Annotated in this window: 13 protein-coding genes; 6 read left to right on the top strand and 7 right to left on the bottom strand. The window is 70.2% G+C overall.

The annotated features are described in order from the left end of the window. Window positions 1–120: 120 nt before the first annotated feature. Entirely contained in the window at window positions 121–654 is a 534-nt protein-coding gene (locus E3T48_RS02965) for a PH domain-containing protein (protein ID WP_134522373.1), read from the bottom strand. A 7-nt stretch (window positions 655–661) separates the two neighbouring features. Beyond that, window positions 662–1,504, bottom strand: a complete 843-nt coding sequence (locus E3T48_RS02960; RefSeq protein WP_134522372.1) for a biotin--[acetyl-CoA-carboxylase] ligase — start codon at window positions 1,502–1,504, stop codon at window positions 662–664. 189 nt (window positions 1,505–1,693) lie between these two features. Here E3T48_RS02960 and E3T48_RS02955 point away from each other — a divergent pair, with 189 nt between their 5' ends. After that, window positions 1,694–3,298 carry an acyl-CoA carboxylase subunit beta gene (locus E3T48_RS02955; RefSeq protein ID WP_134522371.1) on the top strand — a complete coding sequence of 535 codons (1,605 nt, stop codon included), beginning with the start codon at window positions 1,694–1,696 and terminating at the stop codon, window positions 3,296–3,298. An 8-nt stretch (window positions 3,299–3,306) separates the two neighbouring features. Beyond that, complete coding sequence (locus E3T48_RS02950) at window positions 3,307–3,543, top strand: hypothetical protein (RefSeq protein ID WP_134522370.1); 237 nt, start codon at window positions 3,307–3,309, stop codon at window positions 3,541–3,543. A 466-nt stretch (window positions 3,544–4,009) separates the two neighbouring features. Here the strand turns inward: E3T48_RS02950 and E3T48_RS02945 are convergent, their stop codons facing one another. The 4 genes from E3T48_RS02945 to E3T48_RS02930 all read right to left on the bottom strand — a co-directional run bounded on the left by E3T48_RS02945 (window position 4,010) and on the right by E3T48_RS02930 (window position 8,442). Beyond that, the gene (locus E3T48_RS02945; protein ID WP_134522369.1) at window positions 4,010–5,038 is read right to left on the bottom strand and encodes a hypothetical protein; all 1,029 of its coding nucleotides are present in this window, start codon (window positions 5,036–5,038) and stop codon (window positions 4,010–4,012) included. Beyond that, window positions 5,035–6,369 (bottom strand): sensor histidine kinase, encoded by a 1,335-nt coding sequence (locus tag E3T48_RS02940; protein WP_134522368.1) that lies wholly within the window; start codon window positions 6,367–6,369, stop codon window positions 5,035–5,037. The genes E3T48_RS02945 and E3T48_RS02940 overlap by 4 nt, the downstream gene beginning before the upstream one ends. After that, window positions 6,356–7,036, bottom strand: a complete 681-nt coding sequence (locus tag E3T48_RS02935; RefSeq protein WP_174844124.1) for a response regulator transcription factor — start codon at window positions 7,034–7,036, stop codon at window positions 6,356–6,358. Before E3T48_RS02935 ends, E3T48_RS02940 begins: the two co-directional genes overlap by 14 nt. A gap of 92 nt (window positions 7,037–7,128) precedes the next feature. After that, window positions 7,129–8,442, bottom strand: coding sequence for a class I SAM-dependent RNA methyltransferase (locus E3T48_RS02930; RefSeq protein ID WP_134522367.1), 1,314 nt, complete (start codon window positions 8,440–8,442; stop codon window positions 7,129–7,131). A 44-nt stretch (window positions 8,443–8,486) separates the two neighbouring features. On the opposite strand from E3T48_RS02930, the gene E3T48_RS02925 reads away from it, so the two are divergent. Continuing rightward, the gene (locus E3T48_RS02925) at window positions 8,487–9,143 is read left to right on the top strand and encodes a Maf family protein (protein ID WP_134522366.1); all 657 of its coding nucleotides are present in this window, start codon (window positions 8,487–8,489) and stop codon (window positions 9,141–9,143) included. 123 nt (window positions 9,144–9,266) lie between these two features. Next, on the top strand, window positions 9,267–11,039 hold the full coding sequence (locus E3T48_RS02920) for an acetyl/propionyl/methylcrotonyl-CoA carboxylase subunit alpha (protein ID WP_134522365.1): 1,773 nt from the start codon (window positions 9,267–9,269) through the stop codon (window positions 11,037–11,039). Between the two features lie 281 nt (window positions 11,040–11,320). Here E3T48_RS02920 and E3T48_RS02915 read toward each other — a convergent pair whose 3' ends face one another. Further along, entirely contained in the window at window positions 11,321–12,757 is a 1,437-nt protein-coding gene (locus tag E3T48_RS02915; protein WP_134522364.1) for an NAD(P)H-quinone dehydrogenase, read from the bottom strand. 236 nt (window positions 12,758–12,993) lie between these two features. On the opposite strand from E3T48_RS02915, the gene E3T48_RS02910 reads away from it, so the two are divergent. Both E3T48_RS02910 and E3T48_RS02905 read left to right on the top strand, forming a co-directional pair. Beyond that, window positions 12,994–13,827 (top strand): purine-nucleoside phosphorylase, encoded by an 834-nt coding sequence (locus tag E3T48_RS02910; protein ID WP_134522363.1) that lies wholly within the window; start codon window positions 12,994–12,996, stop codon window positions 13,825–13,827. Window positions 13,828–13,931: 104 nt separating this feature from the next. Further along, window positions 13,932–15,683 carry a phospho-sugar mutase gene (locus E3T48_RS02905; protein ID WP_134522378.1) on the top strand — a complete coding sequence of 584 codons (1,752 nt, stop codon included), beginning with the start codon at window positions 13,932–13,934 and terminating at the stop codon, window positions 15,681–15,683.

The following is a 15,683-nucleotide window of genomic DNA, read 5'->3' as shown; positions in this document are numbered from 1 at the left end:
GTGGTCGAGCTTGTCGAGACCCGGTGGTCGAGCTTGTCGAGACCCGGTGGTCGAGCTTGTCGAGACCCGGTGGTCGAGCTTGTCGAGACCCGGTGGTCGCCGTGATTTCGACAGGCTCAATCACCGGTGGTCGAGCCCCGCCTCGACCCGCCTCGACCCGATCAGGGCCTGCGACTGCTCCATCAGGTCGTGCAACACCTGCTGCACCAGGTCGGCGTTCGGCACGTCCCCCAGCACGAGCGGATGCTCCAGGCCCGCATTGATGAGCACGTCGCCCGACCCGCTGAGCGACTGCAACCAGGTCTTGCGCACGGTCACGTCGTAGCCCCGGCTGTGCAGCAGCTCCTGGCGGGTGCGCACGAAGAAGCCGCGACGGAAGATGATCCGCCTCGTGGTGATCGTGTAACGCCGGTTCAGCCAGGTCGCGAGCGGCAGCATCCAGAGCAGGACGACCACGGCGACGGCCCCGACGGCCACGGCGGTGTTCTGCCACGGCTCGGGCATCGACCCGTAGAAATAGCCGGTGGCGCCGAAGACCGCAACGAGCACCACGGTCGGCCAGAAGAGCACCCGAGCATGCGGCCTCAACGCGGCGACTACGCGCTCGACCGGGATCGGCGCCTCGCCCTGGCCGTTCCCCGCTGTGTTCGTCATACCCCCATTAATACCTCAGGTGGGTCACATCGCCGGCGGCGACAGCCACCAGCTCGCCATTTGACTGGTTCTCGACGATGAGACGACCATCCCTGTCGAGGTCGATCGCGGTGCCGACCAGGTCGTCGCCACCGGGCAGCTGCACGCGCACCGGGGCGCCCAGCGTGCCGCAGACCTCCCGCACTGCCGCGAGCAGGCCACTCCGGAGCGGATCGCCCCCCGCAGCGAGGAACGCGTCGGTGAGAGCCCGCAGCTCGGTCAGGTAGCGCGCGAGCACGGCGTCGGGGTCGGGAGCCGACCCGGTGACCAGCATCAGGGAGGTGGACGTGAGCGTGGGCAGGTCGTGCTCGTCCAGGGACACGTTCAGGCCGGTGCCGATGACGAGGCCTCTGGCGTCGGGGAGCAGTTCGGAAAGGATCCCGGACACCTTGTAGCCGTCGATCAACACGTCGTTGGGCCACTTCAGGGTGACCTCGTGCACCGGGCTCCCCTCGCCGGGATCGGCGGCCACGACCGGCAGGCTCGCGTCGACCACCTCGCGTACGGCGCGGGTCATCGCGGTGCCGGCGAGCAGCGGGAACCACCCGAAACGGTCGACCGCGAGCGGCGCGCCGTCGTGCACCGGGCGGAGCAGCACGGAGATGGCCAGGGACTTGCCGGTGGGCGCGAGCCAGGTGCGCCCCAGTCGGCCGCGCCCCCGGGTCTGGTTGTCGGTGACGACCACCGACAGGTCGGGCCAGGCCGCGGCATCCGCCCCCATCGCGTGGGCGACCAGAACGTCGTTGGTCGAGCCGGCCTCGGCCAGGTATTCGAACCGTGCCCCGGCATCCCGGCTGAGCGGAAACTCCATGCGAACCTCTTCCCGTGCATAACTCCTGCAATTCTCCCGAATCCGGCCAGAATTGGCTATTTCGGCGGGTTTCGGCCCGAATTGCAGGAGTTATGCAAATCACCGGGGCGGAACCAACCAGCGAACGGGCCCATCTTTGTAGAGATTCGTCAACGGTCGGGGACAACCGTTGGCCGGTAGAGTGAACCGGTGACTGAGAACTCGCCCCTCGCGGGCCCCGACCTGTACACGACGGCTGGAAAGCTCGCCGACCTCAAGGTGCGATATCACGAAGCCGTGACCGCCAGCGGAGAGGCCGCGATCGAAAAACAGCACGCCAAGGGCAAGATGACGGCCCGGGAGCGGATCGACCTGCTGCTCGACCAGGGCTCGTTCGTCGAACTCGACGAGTTCGTGCGGCACCGCACGCACGCCTTCGGCATGGAGAAGAAGCGGCCGTACGGCGACGCCGTCGTCACCGGCACCGGCACCATCCACGGTCGCCAGGTCTGCGTCTACTCGCAGGACTTCACCATCTTCGGCGGTTCGCTCGGCGAGGTCGCGGGCGAGAAGATCATCAAGGTGATGGACCTCGCTCTGAAGACCGGCGTGCCGATCATCGGCATCCTCGACTCCGGCGGAGCCCGGATCCAGGAGGGCGTCGTCGCGCTCGGCAAGTACGGCGAGATCTTCCGCCGCAACACGGCCGCGTCCGGCGTCATCCCGCAGATCTCGATCATCTGCGGCCCGGCGGCCGGCGGCGCCGTCTACTCCCCCGCCCTGACCGACTTCGTGATCATGGTCGACAAGACCAGCCAGATGTTCGTCACCGGCCCCGACGTGATCAAGACCGTCACCGGCGAAGACGTCGGCATGGAGGAACTCGGCGGCGCGCTCACCCACAACACGATCTCCGGGGTGGCGCACTATCTGGCCAGCGACGAACCCGACGCGCTCGACTACGCCCGCACCCTGCTCAGCTTCCTGCCGGACAACAACCTGGCCGAACTGCCCGTCTTCGACAGCGACATCGAGCTGGAGACGACGGATGCCGACATGAAGCTGAACACGATCATCCCCGACTCCCCGAACCAGCCCTACGACGTCAAGACCGTGATCGAGCACATCGTCGACCACGGCGACTTCCTGGAAACCCAGCCGCTGTTCGCCCCGAACATCGTCGTCGGTTTCGCGCGCGTCGAGGGCCGATCGATCGGCATCGTCGCCAACCAGCCCAGCGCCATGGCGGGCACGCTCAACATCCCGGCCGGCGAGAAGGCCGCCCGGTTCGTGCGCTTCTGCGACGCGTTCTCGATTCCGATCCTGACGCTCGTCGACGTGCCCGGCTTCCTGCCCGGCACCGACCAGGAGTGGACCGGCATCATCCGTCGCGGCGCCAAGCTGCTCTACGCCTACGCCGAGGCGACGGTTCCGCTCGTCACGGTGATCCTGCGCAAGGCCTACGGCGGCGCGTACATCGTGATGGGCTCCAAGCAGCTCGGCGCCGACATCAACCTCGCCTGGCCGACCGCCGAGATCGCCGTGATGGGCGGCCAGGGCGCCGTGAACATCCTCTACCGGGCCGAGATCAAGAAGGCGGAGGCCGCAGATGAGGATGTCGCGGCCGTGCGCACCCGGCTGGCCAACGAATACACCTACAACGTCGCCAGCCCGTTCCTCGCGGCCGAGCGCGGCGAGCTGGACGGCATCATCGAGCCGGCGGCAACTCGGGTCGCCGTCACGAAGGCCCTGCGCGCGCTCCGCACCAAGCGCGCCAGCCTGCCGCCCAAGAAGCACGGGAACATCCCGCTCTAGGCGGCGCCATGACCGAGACGATTCCCACCCCAGACCCGGCCGAGGAGCTGCTGTTCCTCAGCCGGGGCGTCACCCCCACCGAGGCGGCCTCCGTGTCGGCCGTGCTCCGCGGCCTGCTGCGCGAGGAGACGGACAGCCTGCGCCGGGCCCCTGAGGGCAGCCAGAGCGCCTGGCAGGTCAGCCAGCGTGCCATCCGGCCCGCGGTGCGCGCCGGTCAGGGCCAGTGGCGGGGCTTCTCGGCCTGACCGGGACTCCCCCCGAAAGGCCGGTCCCCCTAAATGCCGACTTTTCTATTCGAACCGGTTCGATGACTATAGATATTGCTAGGTGTCGCTCACAGAGTTGCACCACCAAAATTCATCGACTAGGGTAAGCAGGCGAATTTTGGCGGCGAGTCAGGGTGACATTCGGGTTGTCGCCCTGGCACGAAAGTCGGAAGGGGACCAGCCTCACGGTTGGTCCCCTTTCGCATGTCCGGATCGCGGAGTGATTTCGACGAGCTCAATCACCGGTGGTCGAGCTCGTCACCGGTGGTCGAGCTTGTCGAGACCAGGCGTGATTTCGACAGGCTCAATCACCGGTGGTCGAGCTCGTCGAGACCAGGCGTGATTTCGACAGGCTCAATCACCGGGGGTCGAGCTCGTCGAGACCAGGAGTGATTTCGACAGGCTCAATCACCGGGGGCAGGCTCAATCACCGGGGCGAGCTCAATCACCGGGCGGGCAGCGGGCTGCGCGGGATCTCGAGCCACAGGTCGACCTCCGGCTCAGGGGATTCCTGGCCGAGCGCGCTGAGCCTGGCGTCGGCGCTGCTGAGGCCGACCACGGTCACCGCGGTCGCCGAACCGTCCCCGGCCGTCCGCGCGATGATCGAGTCCGCGGTGGTGCCCCCGATCGCCGCGGCGAGCGTGTTGAGCACGTTCTCCAGCTCCAGACCGCGGAGGTCGTCGAGGCCGCCCTCGTCGAGCAGGGTCACGATCGCTCCGCGCCGCCTGGCCGCCATGACCTGCTCGCGAACCGCCTCGTTGAGCAGCTTGCGCCCGCGGATCTCGTCCCGCACCGCGGCCTCGAGATAGCGGCATTCCTGGCGCTCCTCGGCGTTCAGCACACCGCCCCTGGCGATGATCCGGCGCAACATGGGCGCCGCCAGGCGGATTGTCTGCGCGAGCCTCACCTGACGCTCGTAGAGGTGCGCCTCCTGCGCCGCCTGCCAGTCGGTGGCCTCACGTTCAGCCAGCGCGTACTGCCTGGCATCGCGGCCCGCCTTGGCAAGGGCACGGGCGAGGATGACCGCGACGGCCACCCAGACGGCGCTGCCGATGACGCCCATCGAGCCGAGGGCGGCCGGGCCGGCCCAGACGATGGTGTGCACGATGAGCGCCGCGGCGCCGACCCAGGCGAGCGCCGGGCGGCGACGGGTGGCCGTGATGGTCATCAGGGTGCCGACGGCCGCGACATACCAGGTGGCGTAGCCGTTGTCGGCCGCACCGTCGAGCTGGCTGCCGACAAGCAGGGGCATTGCCACGCACACGGCGACGTTGAAGGAGGCAAGCCAGAGCGGCATCCGCATCGGGCTGTTGGGCCACAGACTCAGCACCGTCGCGAGGATGTACGCGGCGATCGCGAGGGCGGCCGGGCCGGGCGTGCGCGGCTGGTTGAGCGAGTAGGTGCCGAGCACGACGTGATAGGTGGAGAACAGCGCGGCAAGGGAGAGTACGAGGCCGCGGGGCACGGTGATCATGCGGCTGCCTCCGCGGCCTCGGGCGGCCAGTCGATGGTGATGGTGGTCCCACGGCCGATCTCGGAGCGGATCTGCACCGACCCTCCCGCACTGGCGACCCGTTCCTGGATCGAGAGCCGGAGGCCGAGCCGTTCGCTCGGCACGTGCTCCGGGTCGAAGCCGACCCCGGTATCCGCGATTTCGATGGTGCAGCCGCCTTGGGCGTTCGCCCGCATGGTGAGGGTGCGGCCTGGTTCAACGATGCCGTCGCCGGCATGCTGGACGCTGTTGACCATGGCCTGCACGCTCGCCGCGAACAGGGCGTCGCTGGCGTGCACCGGGATGCTCAGCGTGTCGATCTCGCACTCGACGAAGGTGAACGGCGCGGCGAGCTTCTCAGCGGCCTCGCGGATCCGCACGGTGAGGGAGTTGAACGGCACGAGACCGTCGTTCCCGGCCGGGACCACGGCCGCGTCGTTGAGGCGGGTGAGCGCGTCGGAGGCCATGCCGGAGGCCAGCTGCGCCGCCTTGGGGCTGCCGGCCGCCGCGGCCGCGAGGAACGTGGCAAGGACGCTGTCGTGCACGATGGAGTCGACCTGCACCCGCTCGACCTCCGTGGCGTGCTGCCTGACGGCCGTCGCGTACTGGTACAGGGCATTGGTCTGGGCGGCATCCACGGCCGCGGCCGTCTGGCGCAGCATGAAGATGATGATCAGGATGACCTGGCCGAGGATGGTCGCATAGACGGTGTCGAGCGAGGCGAGGAGCACGTCGGCGCCGCCGCCGGACGGCTGCGTTCGCACGATGCCGTAGACGATCGGGGCGAGGAAGGTGTAGATCGCCGCCCAGACCAGCGGGAACGACACGGCCGCGCAGGCCGTCGCCACGGTGCACATGTACCACAGCCACGGCTTGCCGTCGAGGACGGCCGAGGGGTCGCGCATCAGGAACGGCCAGGCGACGAGGGCGGCCAGGTAGACCACGGCCACCGTGCCGGTGGTGACGCGCACGCCCACCTTGATGACCGCCGCGACCAGGACGGCGCCGATGCCCACGGCCAGGGCCAGCGGCATGGCGACGGCCAGGATCGGCAGCCGCAGGTGCACCTGGGCGAGCATGATCGGGAGCGCCTGCAGCGAGAAGATCACGCCGACCCCGGCGACGGACCGGGAGACGACAGTCTCGATCCGGGTGCGGCTGATCGGATTCCGGGGTTGGGTGGGCCCGCCGATGAGGTCGGAGCCCCGGCCCGGGGTCTCGGGACCGCCGCCGCTCGCGATCTTGTCGCGGGTGCCGCGTTCCGCCCGGGGAATCCGGAGCGGAAGTGCGGCCGCGGACTTAGCCGCGGCCATCCCCGCCGTCCTGGTCAAGCCCAGGAAGGATGCCGTCTTCGACCGCACGGCGCAACAGGTCGACCTTCGTCGGCGCCGGCCTGCCCACCTCGACGTACTTCACCCGGATCCGGTCGAGGTACTCCCGCGCGGTGGAATGGGCGATGCCGAGCTGCATCGCGACCATCTTGAGCGGCAGCCCCGATGCGTACAGGTGGAGCACGTCCCGCTCCCGGCGGCCCAGCTGGGCCTTGGCGAAGTCGCGGTCGGCGTCGATCGCGGTCGCCCATTCGAGGTTGTTGAGCACGTCGCCGCGGGCGACGGATGCGACGGCCGCCATCACGGTCGTCGTCGGCGAGGACTTGGGGATCACCCCGGCGGCGCCGGCGGCCAGCGCCTCCCTGACCAGGGCGACCCGATCGGCGATGCTGTGCACGAGCACCGAGGCGCCGGTGCTCTGGGCGTTGTGCACGTTGTCCGTGACGCGCGAGCCGTCGCCGAGCGACAGGTCGAGCACGATCACGTCGACGGCTCGGCCGGCGATGCCGTCCACGAGCGCCCGCACGGTGGCGGCCGCGAAGATCACGTCGTAGCCGGCGTTCTCACAGGCCGCCTTGATTCCGAGCCTGACCGATTCGTGGTCATCGGCGATGCCGACCCGCACCGGATGGTCGAGGGTCGTGCGCACGCCGGCCTGCCGGCCGGCCGGTGATTTCAACGGTGCAATCGGGTCTGTCACGGGGTTCTACGTCCTCACTTAGTCGTACAGGTCAACGATAGCTATCTGGTGAGCAGCGCGACGGCTTCGACATGGTGGGTATTCGGGAACAAGTCGAACGCCCGCAGCCCGCGGAGTTCGTAGCCGTGCCCGGCGAGCAGGGCGATGTCCCGCGCGAGCGCCACCGGGTCGCAGGCCACGTAGACGATCTGGCGCGGTGTCAGGGCACCGAGCTGGTCGATGACCTCCTTGCCCGCGCCGGCGCGCGGCGGGTCGAGGATGACCGTGGCCGCCTGCTGCCTGGCCCGGTCGGCGGCGCCCCCGTCCCGCACGAGTCCGGCAAGGAACCGGTCGACCCTGGCGGTCTGCACGCTCGCGCCGACCCACTCCGCGAGGTTCTCCGCGGCGAAATCGGTGGCCTGGGCGTCGCTTTCGACCGACGTGATCCGCACCGAGCTGCCGAACCGGTCGCCGACGGCCGCGGCGAGCAGCCCGACGCCGCCATAGAGGTCGAGGTTCGCGGCCTTCGGGTCGAACGAGTCGGCGTCGATGGTGTCTTGAACCGTGCGGTAGAGGGTCTCCGCGGCGCGCGCGTGCACCTGCCAGAACCCGGCCGCATCCAGCCTGAACTCGCGTTCGCCGACGACCTCCCGGATCAGGTTCCGCGGCGTCGGACGGCGGCGGCCCTGGGCGTCCTGCTCGGCGACGAGCACCTGCACGGTGCCGAGGCTCGGCGCGACGACGTCGACGGATGCGGCCCCGCGGAAGAGCTGGTCGAGCGGCGCGGCCGCCTCCAGCAACCGGTCGGCGAGAGGCAGGTCCCCGACCGGGATCACCCGGTGGCTCCTGGCCGCGTAGGGACCGACCGAGCCGTCCTCGGCGACGTGCAGGCGCACCCGGGTGCGCCAGCCGGTGCCGTCGGCGGCGTCGCCCGGGGACGCGTTGGGGCCGACCGGGACCGGCTCGACCGTGACATCCGTCTCGATCCCCGCCATCCGTTTGAGGGCGTCGGCGAGGACCTGTCGCTTCAGTTCGCGCTGGTGGCCCAGTTCGATGTGCCCGAACTCGGCGCCGCCGGCGCGGTCGTCCGGGTCGCGCTCGAGCGCGGCGGACGCCCAGATGTGCGGCTGGCGCTCCGGGGCGGCGTCGAGGACCTCGACGGTCTCGGCCCGCCAGAAACTCTTGTGGCTGGCCGATGTCAGCCGGGCGCGAACCCGCTCGCCCGGCAGGGTGTCGCTGACGAAGACCACGCGGCCTTCGTGCCGGGCGACGAAGATGCCGCCGTGGGCTACGTTGGTGACGTCGAGTTCGAGTTCGGTGCCGACTTCGACGGGCTGCTCGCCCGGAATCGACTGGTCTTCAATGCTGGTGCCCATTCAACGAGCATCCCACATCGCTTCTACCGTCGCACGAAGGAACCATGCGCCTCTATCTGGCCTCGACCTCGCCCGCCCGCCTCGCGCTGCTGCGCTCCTCAGGGATCGAACCGGTCACGATTGCCCCCGCCGTAGACGAGGATGCCGTCGCCGCCGAGGCCGCCCGGCAGGCGGGTGCGCCCCTCACCCCCCACCGGGTGGTCGAGCTGCTCGCGAGGGCGAAGGCGGAGGCGGTCTCGGCCGCGCTGTGCGGGACCGGCTCCACCGGCGACGGGCTCGTCCTCGGCGGCGACTCGGTGTTCGTGATCGACGAGGTCATCTACGGCAAGCCGCACACCGCCGAGAAGGCCAGGCAGCGCTGGCAGCTGCAGCGCGGACGCACCGGGCAGCTCTATTCGGGCCATTGGCTGATCGAGCACTCGAACGGTGTGCCCGGCCGCGCGGTCGGCGCCGTCGCCGTCGCCGACGTCACCTTCGCCGACGACATCGGCGACGACGAGCTCGACGCGTACATCGCGACCGGCGAACCACTGTTCGTCGCCGGCGCGTTCACCATCGACAGCCTCGGCGCGCCGTTCATCACGCACATCGACGGTGACCCGTCCACCGTGGTCGGGCTCTCCCTGCCGACCCTGCGCCGGCTGGTCTCCCGGCTGGGCCATTCGTGGCCGAGCCTGTGGAATCGCGGCCCGGGGAGCTGACCCGGCGACCTGACCCGGCGACCCCGCTCCTGACCCGATTGTAGGCATCCGCACCTTTCTCGCCGTTCTTTTTGTGGGACAGAACCAAAAGACCTCGGCGCAGGCACCATAAGCTAGGGCACTGTGTCGCGAATAACGAAGGTCCTCATCGCCAACCGGGGCGAGATCGCCGTCCGGGTTATCCGAGCCGCGAAAGACAGCGGCATTCTCTCCGTTGCCGTCTACGCCGATCAGGATCGTGACGCGGTGCATGCGCACCTTGCCGACGAGGCCTACGGCCTCGACGGCACCACCAGCGCCGAGACCTATCTCGTCATCGAGAAGATCCTCTCCGTGGCCAGGCGGTCCGGCGCCGACGCCGTGCACCCCGGCTACGGTTTCCTCGCGGAGAACGCCGACTTCGCCCGGGCGGTGATCGACGCCGGGCTGATCTGGATCGGCCCGTCACCGGAGGCGATCGAGAAGCTCGGCGACAAGGTCTCCGCCCGCCACGTCGCGGAGAAGGTCAACGCCCCGATGGCGCCCGGCACCCTGAATCCGGTTGCCGACGCCGCCGAGGTGCTCGAATTCGTCGACCTGCACGGCCTGCCCGTCGCGATCAAGGCAGCCTTCGGCGGTGGCGGTCGCGGCCTCAAGGTCGCCCGAACCCGTGAGGAGGTGCCCGAGCTCTTCGAGTCGGCCACCCGCGAGGCCGTCGCGGCGTTCGGCCGCGGCGAGTGCTTCGTCGAGAAGTACCTGGACAAGCCCCGCCATGTGGAGACCCAGTGCCTCGCCGACGCCCACGGCACCGTCGTCGTCGTCTCCACCCGCGACTGCTCGCTCCAGCGCCGCCACCAGAAACTGGTCGAGGAAGCCCCGGCCCCGTTCCTGACCGACGCCCAGCAGGCCGAGCTGTACCGCGCCTCCAAGGCCATCCTCGCCGAGGTCGGCTATGTCGGCGCCGGAACCTGCGAGTTCCTGATCGGCCAGGACGGCACCGTCTCCTTCCTCGAGGTGAACACCCGACTGCAGGTCGAGCACCCCGTGTCGGAGGAGGTGACCGGAATCGACCTCGTCCGCGAGCAGTTCCGCCTCGCCGAGGGCGGCATCCTGGACTACCCCGACCCGGCGCCCACCGGCCACTCCTTCGAATTCCGGATCAACGGCGAAGATGCCGGCCGCGGCTTCATGCCCGCACCCGGCCCCGTGCACGTGTTCAAGCCCGCGGGCGGCCCCGGCGTGCGCGTCGACAGCGGCGTGCAGGCCGGCGACGTGATCTCCGGCTCCTTCGACTCGCTGCTCGCGAAGCTCATCGTCACCGGCGCCACCCGGGAGGAGGCCCTCGAGCGCTCCCGCCGCGCCCTCGACGAGTTCGAGGTGGCCGGGCTGCCCACCGTGCTCCCCTTCCATCGCCGGATCGTGCGCGACCCCGCGTTCGCCCCGCTGAACGGCGAGCCCTTCACCATCTACACCCGCTGGATCGAGACCGAGTTCGAGAACGACATCGACCCGTGGAACGGTTCGCTCGAGGAGCCAACCGGCCCGGCGAAACGGCACAACGTCGTGGTCGAGGTCGAAGGCCGCCGGATCGAGGTCAGCCTGCCCGTGCGCCTGCTCCCCGGCTCGGCGTCCGAGAGCACGGCGGGGCCTGCCCCGCGCCGACGGAGCGGAGCCCACGCGGTGAACACCGCGACCGGCGACGCCGTGCACGCGCCGATGCAGGCGACCGTGGTGAAGCTGGCCGTCGCCGAGGGCGACATCGTCGTCAAGGGCGACCTGCTGCTCGTGCTCGAGGCCATGAAGATGGAGCAGCCGCTCACCGCCCACAAGGACGGCGTGATCGGCAACATCGGAGCCGTCGTCGGCACCACCGTCGCGTCCGGCTACCTGTTGATGGCCGTCGCCGACCCCACCTGACCTGCCGCCCGGTGGTCGAGCCCGTCGAGACCCCCGGTGGTCGAGCCCGTCGAGACCCTGACGGGCGGGTCCGGGCGTGTTCGGGCGTGTTCGGGCGTGTTCGGGCGGGTCCGGGCGGGTCCGGGTGTGCTCCGAATTCAGGAGAACCCGCCCGTATTCGGGCCCGGGCGGGGCATCCGTCGCACTGTTCCGGGCTCCGTACCTGAATTCGGAACAGAACTGAACTCGGGTGGAGCCCGAGGTGCTGAACTCCGGTGGGGCCCGAGGTGCGCGGCAGCGAGCTAGAGCACGATGTGCATGGCGCGCGCGGCATCCGTGATCGAACCCGTCAGCGACGGGTAGACCGGGAAGGCCTGGGCGACCTCGTCGACGGTGAGCCGGTGCTCGACCGCCAGGGCGAGGGGGAAGATGAGCTCGCTGGCCTTGGGCGCCACGATCACGCCGCCGATGACGGTACCGGTGGTGGTGGTGGCGAACAGCTTCACGAAGCCGTCCTTGATGCCCATCATCTTCGCGCGCGGGTTCGAGGAGAGCGGCAGCTTGTAGATGCTGCCGCGGGTGAGGCCGTCCTCGATCTGTTTCTGGGTCCAGCCGACCGTGGCGATTTCGGGCTGGGTGAAGATGTTCGCCGCGACGTTGCGGATCTCGATCGGGTTGACGGCGTCGCCCATCGCGTGAAAGACCGCCGTGCGGCCCATCATCGAGGCGACGGATGCCAGCGGCAGCTCGGTCGTGCAGTCGCCGGCCGCGTAGATGTTCGGGATGGAGGTGCGCGCCACCCGGTTCACCCGGATGTGGCCGGATTCGGAGAGCTGCACGCCCGCCTCCTCGAGGCCGATCCCCGAGGTGTTCGGCACCGAACCGACCGCGATCAGGCAGTGGCTGCCCTCCACCGTGCGGCCGTCGGCCAGGGTCGCCAGCACGCCGGTGTCGGTGCGCACGACGGACGAGGCGCGCGACTTGTTCAGCACGACCATCCCGTTGCGCTTGAACACGTTCTCGATCACGGCCGCCGCGTCGGCGTCCTCGCCGGGGAGCACCTGGTCGCGGCTGGAGATCAGGGTGACCTTCGCGCCGAGGGCACGGTAGGCGGAGGCGAACTCGGCGCCGGTCACGCCGGAGCCGACCACGATGAGGTGCTCCGGCACCGCCCGCAGGTTGTAGAGCTCGGTCCAGCTGAGGATGCGCTCGCCGTCGGGGACCGCGGTGGGCAGGATGCGCGGCGTCGCCCCGACCGAGACGACGATCGTGTCGGCGTCGATCCGGTCGAAGTCGGTGCCGGATCCGTCTTCGGCGGTGGAGACGATGACCCCGCTGGTGCCGTCGAGGCGGCCGTGGCCGCTGACGAGGTGCACGCCGGCCCGCATCAGCGTGGCCTTCATGTCCTCGGACTGCTGCCGGGCGAGGGCGAGGAGCCGCTTGTTGACCGCGGCCAGGTTGATGGCGACCTCCGGGCGGGCGGGCCTGCCCGTGTCACCGCGCACGAACAACTGCACGCCCAGGTCGGTGGCGTCGCCGATCGAATTGGTGGCCTCGGCGGTGGCGATGAGGGATTTGGAGGGGACGACATCCGTGATCACGGCGGACCCGCCGACCCCGACACGCTCGACGAGGGTGACCTCGGCGCCCTGCTGGGCGCCGGCCAGCGCCGCTTCGTAACCGCCGGGCCCTCCGCCGAGGATGGCGATGCGCTGCTTGCGTTCGAACTCGTAGGCCATGCTCACATTCTCCCGTGCCGGCGCGCCCCCGCCAAACCGCGCCCGCGGTCCCCGGCCGCACGCCCGCGCCCACCCCGGTCCCGGTCCCCGTCCCCGGCCCCGGTCCCCGTCGAATTCGACGGTGATTTTGCCCAGAATCGCGGATTCCGGCCCGTCACGTGCGCGAATGAGCGAAATCTCCGTCGAATCATACGGGCGATCGCCGGTGAAATGGTCGGGCAATTAGAGTGGGGGGCATGTTGAAGATGGAAAACAACCCGCTTGACGCGCCAGAAACCGATCCGTTCGACGTCGCGCGCATCGCGGCCGACGAGATCGCCGCCCGCACCGGCGTGGCCCGGCACGACATCGCACTGACCCTGGGCAGCGGCTGGGGCAAGGCCGCCGACCTGATCGGCGAGACCACCCACAGCTTCCCCGCGCAGGAGATCACGGGCTTTTCCGCCCCCGCCCTGGCCGGCCACGCCGGCATGCTCCGCTCGGTGCTGTTGCCCGGCGGCAAGCGCGCCCTCATCATCGGCGCCCGCACGCACTACTACGAAGGCCATGGCGTGCGCCGGGTCGTGCACAGCGTGCGCACGGCGGCCGCCACGGGCGTGTCGACCATGATCCTCACCAACGGGGCCGGCGGCATCCGCGAGACGTGGACGCCGGGCAGCCCGGTGCTGATCAGCGACCACATCAACCTCACCGCCGATTCGCCGCTCGAGGGCGCAACCTTCGTCGACCTCACCGACCTGTATTCCGCCCGGCTGCGTACTCTGACCCGCACGATCGACCCCACCCTCGATGAGGGCGTGTACTGCCAGTTCCGCGGCCCGCACTATGAGACGCCCGCCGAGGTGCAGATGGCGAAGGCGATCGGCGGCCACATCGTCGGGATGTCCACCGCGCTCGAGGCGATCGCGGCCCGACAGGCCGGGATGGAGATTCTCGGCCTGTCCCTGATCACCAACCTCGCCGCGGGCATCCAGAAGGAACCGCTCAGCCACGGCGAGGTGCTCGAGGCCGGCAAGCTGGCCGAACCCGTGATCGGCGCGCTGCTCGCCCGGATCGTGGCCGCGCTGTGACCCTCGACGGCAACACCGACCCGGCCGGCCCCGCGGTGCCCCCCGACGCCCGCGGCGGGCACTCGATCGACGAAGGCGCCCCCGAAACCGTGCTCCCCGACACGATGGTGCTCGACACCATCGACACCATCGAAACGGAGGCTCCGGCGGTGGATGCCGCCGCCGCGCTCCTCCGCACCGCGAACGACTGGCTGGGCCAGGACCCCGACCCCGAAACCCAGGCCGAGCTGCGCCTGCTGGTACGCGCCGCCGGAGACGGCGATGCGGCGGCCATCTCGGAGCTGCACTCCCGCTTCGACGAACGCCTCGCCTTCGGCACGGCCGGCCTCCGCGGTGCGATCGCGGCCGGCTCGAACCGGATGAACCGGGTGCTCGTGTCCCAGGCCGCCGCCGGCCTCGCCGCCTACCTCTGCGGCGCCGCGGCGCCGGGCGTGACCCCCTCCGTCGTCATCGGCTACGACGGACGCAAGAACTCCCATGTTTTCGCCACCGACACCGCGGCGATCATGGCCGGTGCCGGGGTGCGCGCCATCCTGCTCCCCCGCCTGCTGCCCACCCCCGTGCTCGCCTTCGCGGTGCGGCACCTCGACGTGGGCGCCGGCGTGATGGTCACCGCCTCGCACAACCCGTCGAACGACAACGGCTACAAGGTCTACCTCGGCGGCGGCGACAACGGCTCGCAGATCGTCTCCCCCGACGACGCGCGCATCGCCGCCGAGATCCTGCGCGTGGCGACCGAGCGGCGCGTTCCCGACCTCCCGCGGGCCGCCTACGAAACGGCGCCCGAATCGGTCGTGCAGGCGTACATCGACGCCACCGCCGGCCTCGCCCACCCTCCGCGCGCCCAGGTGAATGCGGTGTACACCGCCCTGCACGGCGTCGGCTGGGACACGACCAGGCGCGTGTTCGAGGCAGCCGGCTTCGACCTGCCCACGCTCGTCGACGCCCAGATCGCCCCGGACGGCCACTTCCCCACCGTCGCGTTCCCCAACCCGGAGGAGCCGGGCGCCCTCGACCTGTCCTACGAGACCGCCAGGGAGGCCGGCGCGGAGCTCATCATCGCGAACGACCCCGACGCGGACCGGCTCGCGATCGCGATCCCCGACCCGTCATCCGACACCGGCTATCGCCGGCTGAGCGGCAACGAGGTCGGCGCCGTCCTCGGCTGGCGGGCCGCCGAGCTCGCCGCCGAACTCGCCGCGAACGCGCCCGGCGACGGCGGGGCAGAGGGCACGCTGGCCTGCTCGATCGTGTCGTCGCCGGCCCTGCAGGCGGTGGCAGCGGCCTACGGGCTGCGATTCGCCGACACCCTCACCGGCTTCAAGTGGGTGTCTCGCGCGCCGGACCTGATCTTCGGCTACGAGGAGGCCCTCGGCTACCTCGTCAACCCCGGCACCGTGCGCGACAAGGACGGCATCTCCGCCGCCGTCGCCCTGCTCTCGCTGGTCAGCGACCTCAAGGCCGACGGACTCACCCTCGCCGACCACCTCGACCGGTTCAGCGCCCGGTTCGGCCACTTCGCGTCCGGCCAGATCTCGGTGCGGGTGACCGACCTCACCGAGATCGAACGCGTGATGGCCCGCCTGCGGCAGAGTCCGCCGTCGGCGGTGGGCAGCATCCGGGTCGACCATGTCGACGACCTGTCGGCCGGCTTCAACGGTCTGCCGCCGAGCGATGTGCTCCGGATCAGGCTCGTCGACGGCTCCCGCGTGATGGTGCGCCCGAGCGGCACCGAGCCCAAACTCAAGGTGTACCTGGACACGAGCAGCACAGACGGCACCGTCGCCGAGCGGAAGGCGGCCGCCGAGGCGACCCTGGCCGAGCTCGATCGCGGGATGCGCGAACTGATCAGCTAG

It is taken from the genome of Cryobacterium fucosi (assembly GCF_004403515.1).
In the GTDB taxonomy this organism is placed as follows: Bacteria; Actinomycetota; Actinomycetes; order Actinomycetales; family Microbacteriaceae; genus Cryobacterium; species Cryobacterium fucosi.
The sequence above is the reverse complement of the archived record's forward strand: the minus strand, read 5'-3'. Positions and strand labels throughout refer to the sequence as shown.

Excerpts from the sequence above, each read along its gene's own strand:
- E3T48_RS02965 (WP_134522373.1), bottom strand. The coding sequence starts at position 654 with ATGACGAACACAGCGGGGAACGGCCAGGGCGAGGCGCCGATCCCGGTC.
- E3T48_RS02960 (WP_134522372.1), bottom strand. The coding sequence starts at position 1,504 with ATGGAGTTTCCGCTCAGCCGGGATGCCGGGGCACGGTTCGAATACCTG.
- E3T48_RS02950 (WP_134522370.1), top strand. The coding sequence starts at position 3,307 with ATGACCGAGACGATTCCCACCCCAGACCCGGCCGAGGAGCTGCTGTTC.
- E3T48_RS02945 (WP_134522369.1), bottom strand. The coding sequence starts at position 5,038 with ATGATCACCGTGCCCCGCGGCCTCGTACTCTCCCTTGCCGCGCTGTTC.
- E3T48_RS02940 (WP_134522368.1), bottom strand. The coding sequence starts at position 6,369 with ATGGCCGCGGCTAAGTCCGCGGCCGCACTTCCGCTCCGGATTCCCCGG.
- E3T48_RS02930 (WP_134522367.1), bottom strand. The coding sequence starts at position 8,442 with ATGGGCACCAGCATTGAAGACCAGTCGATTCCGGGCGAGCAGCCCGTC.
- E3T48_RS02925 (WP_134522366.1), top strand. The coding sequence starts at position 8,487 with ATGCGCCTCTATCTGGCCTCGACCTCGCCCGCCCGCCTCGCGCTGCTG.
- E3T48_RS02915 (WP_134522364.1), bottom strand. The coding sequence starts at position 12,757 with ATGGCCTACGAGTTCGAACGCAAGCAGCGCATCGCCATCCTCGGCGGA.
- E3T48_RS02910 (WP_134522363.1), top strand. The coding sequence starts at position 12,994 with ATGTTGAAGATGGAAAACAACCCGCTTGACGCGCCAGAAACCGATCCG.
- E3T48_RS02905 (WP_134522378.1), top strand. The coding sequence starts at position 13,932 with ATGGTGCTCGACACCATCGACACCATCGAAACGGAGGCTCCGGCGGTG.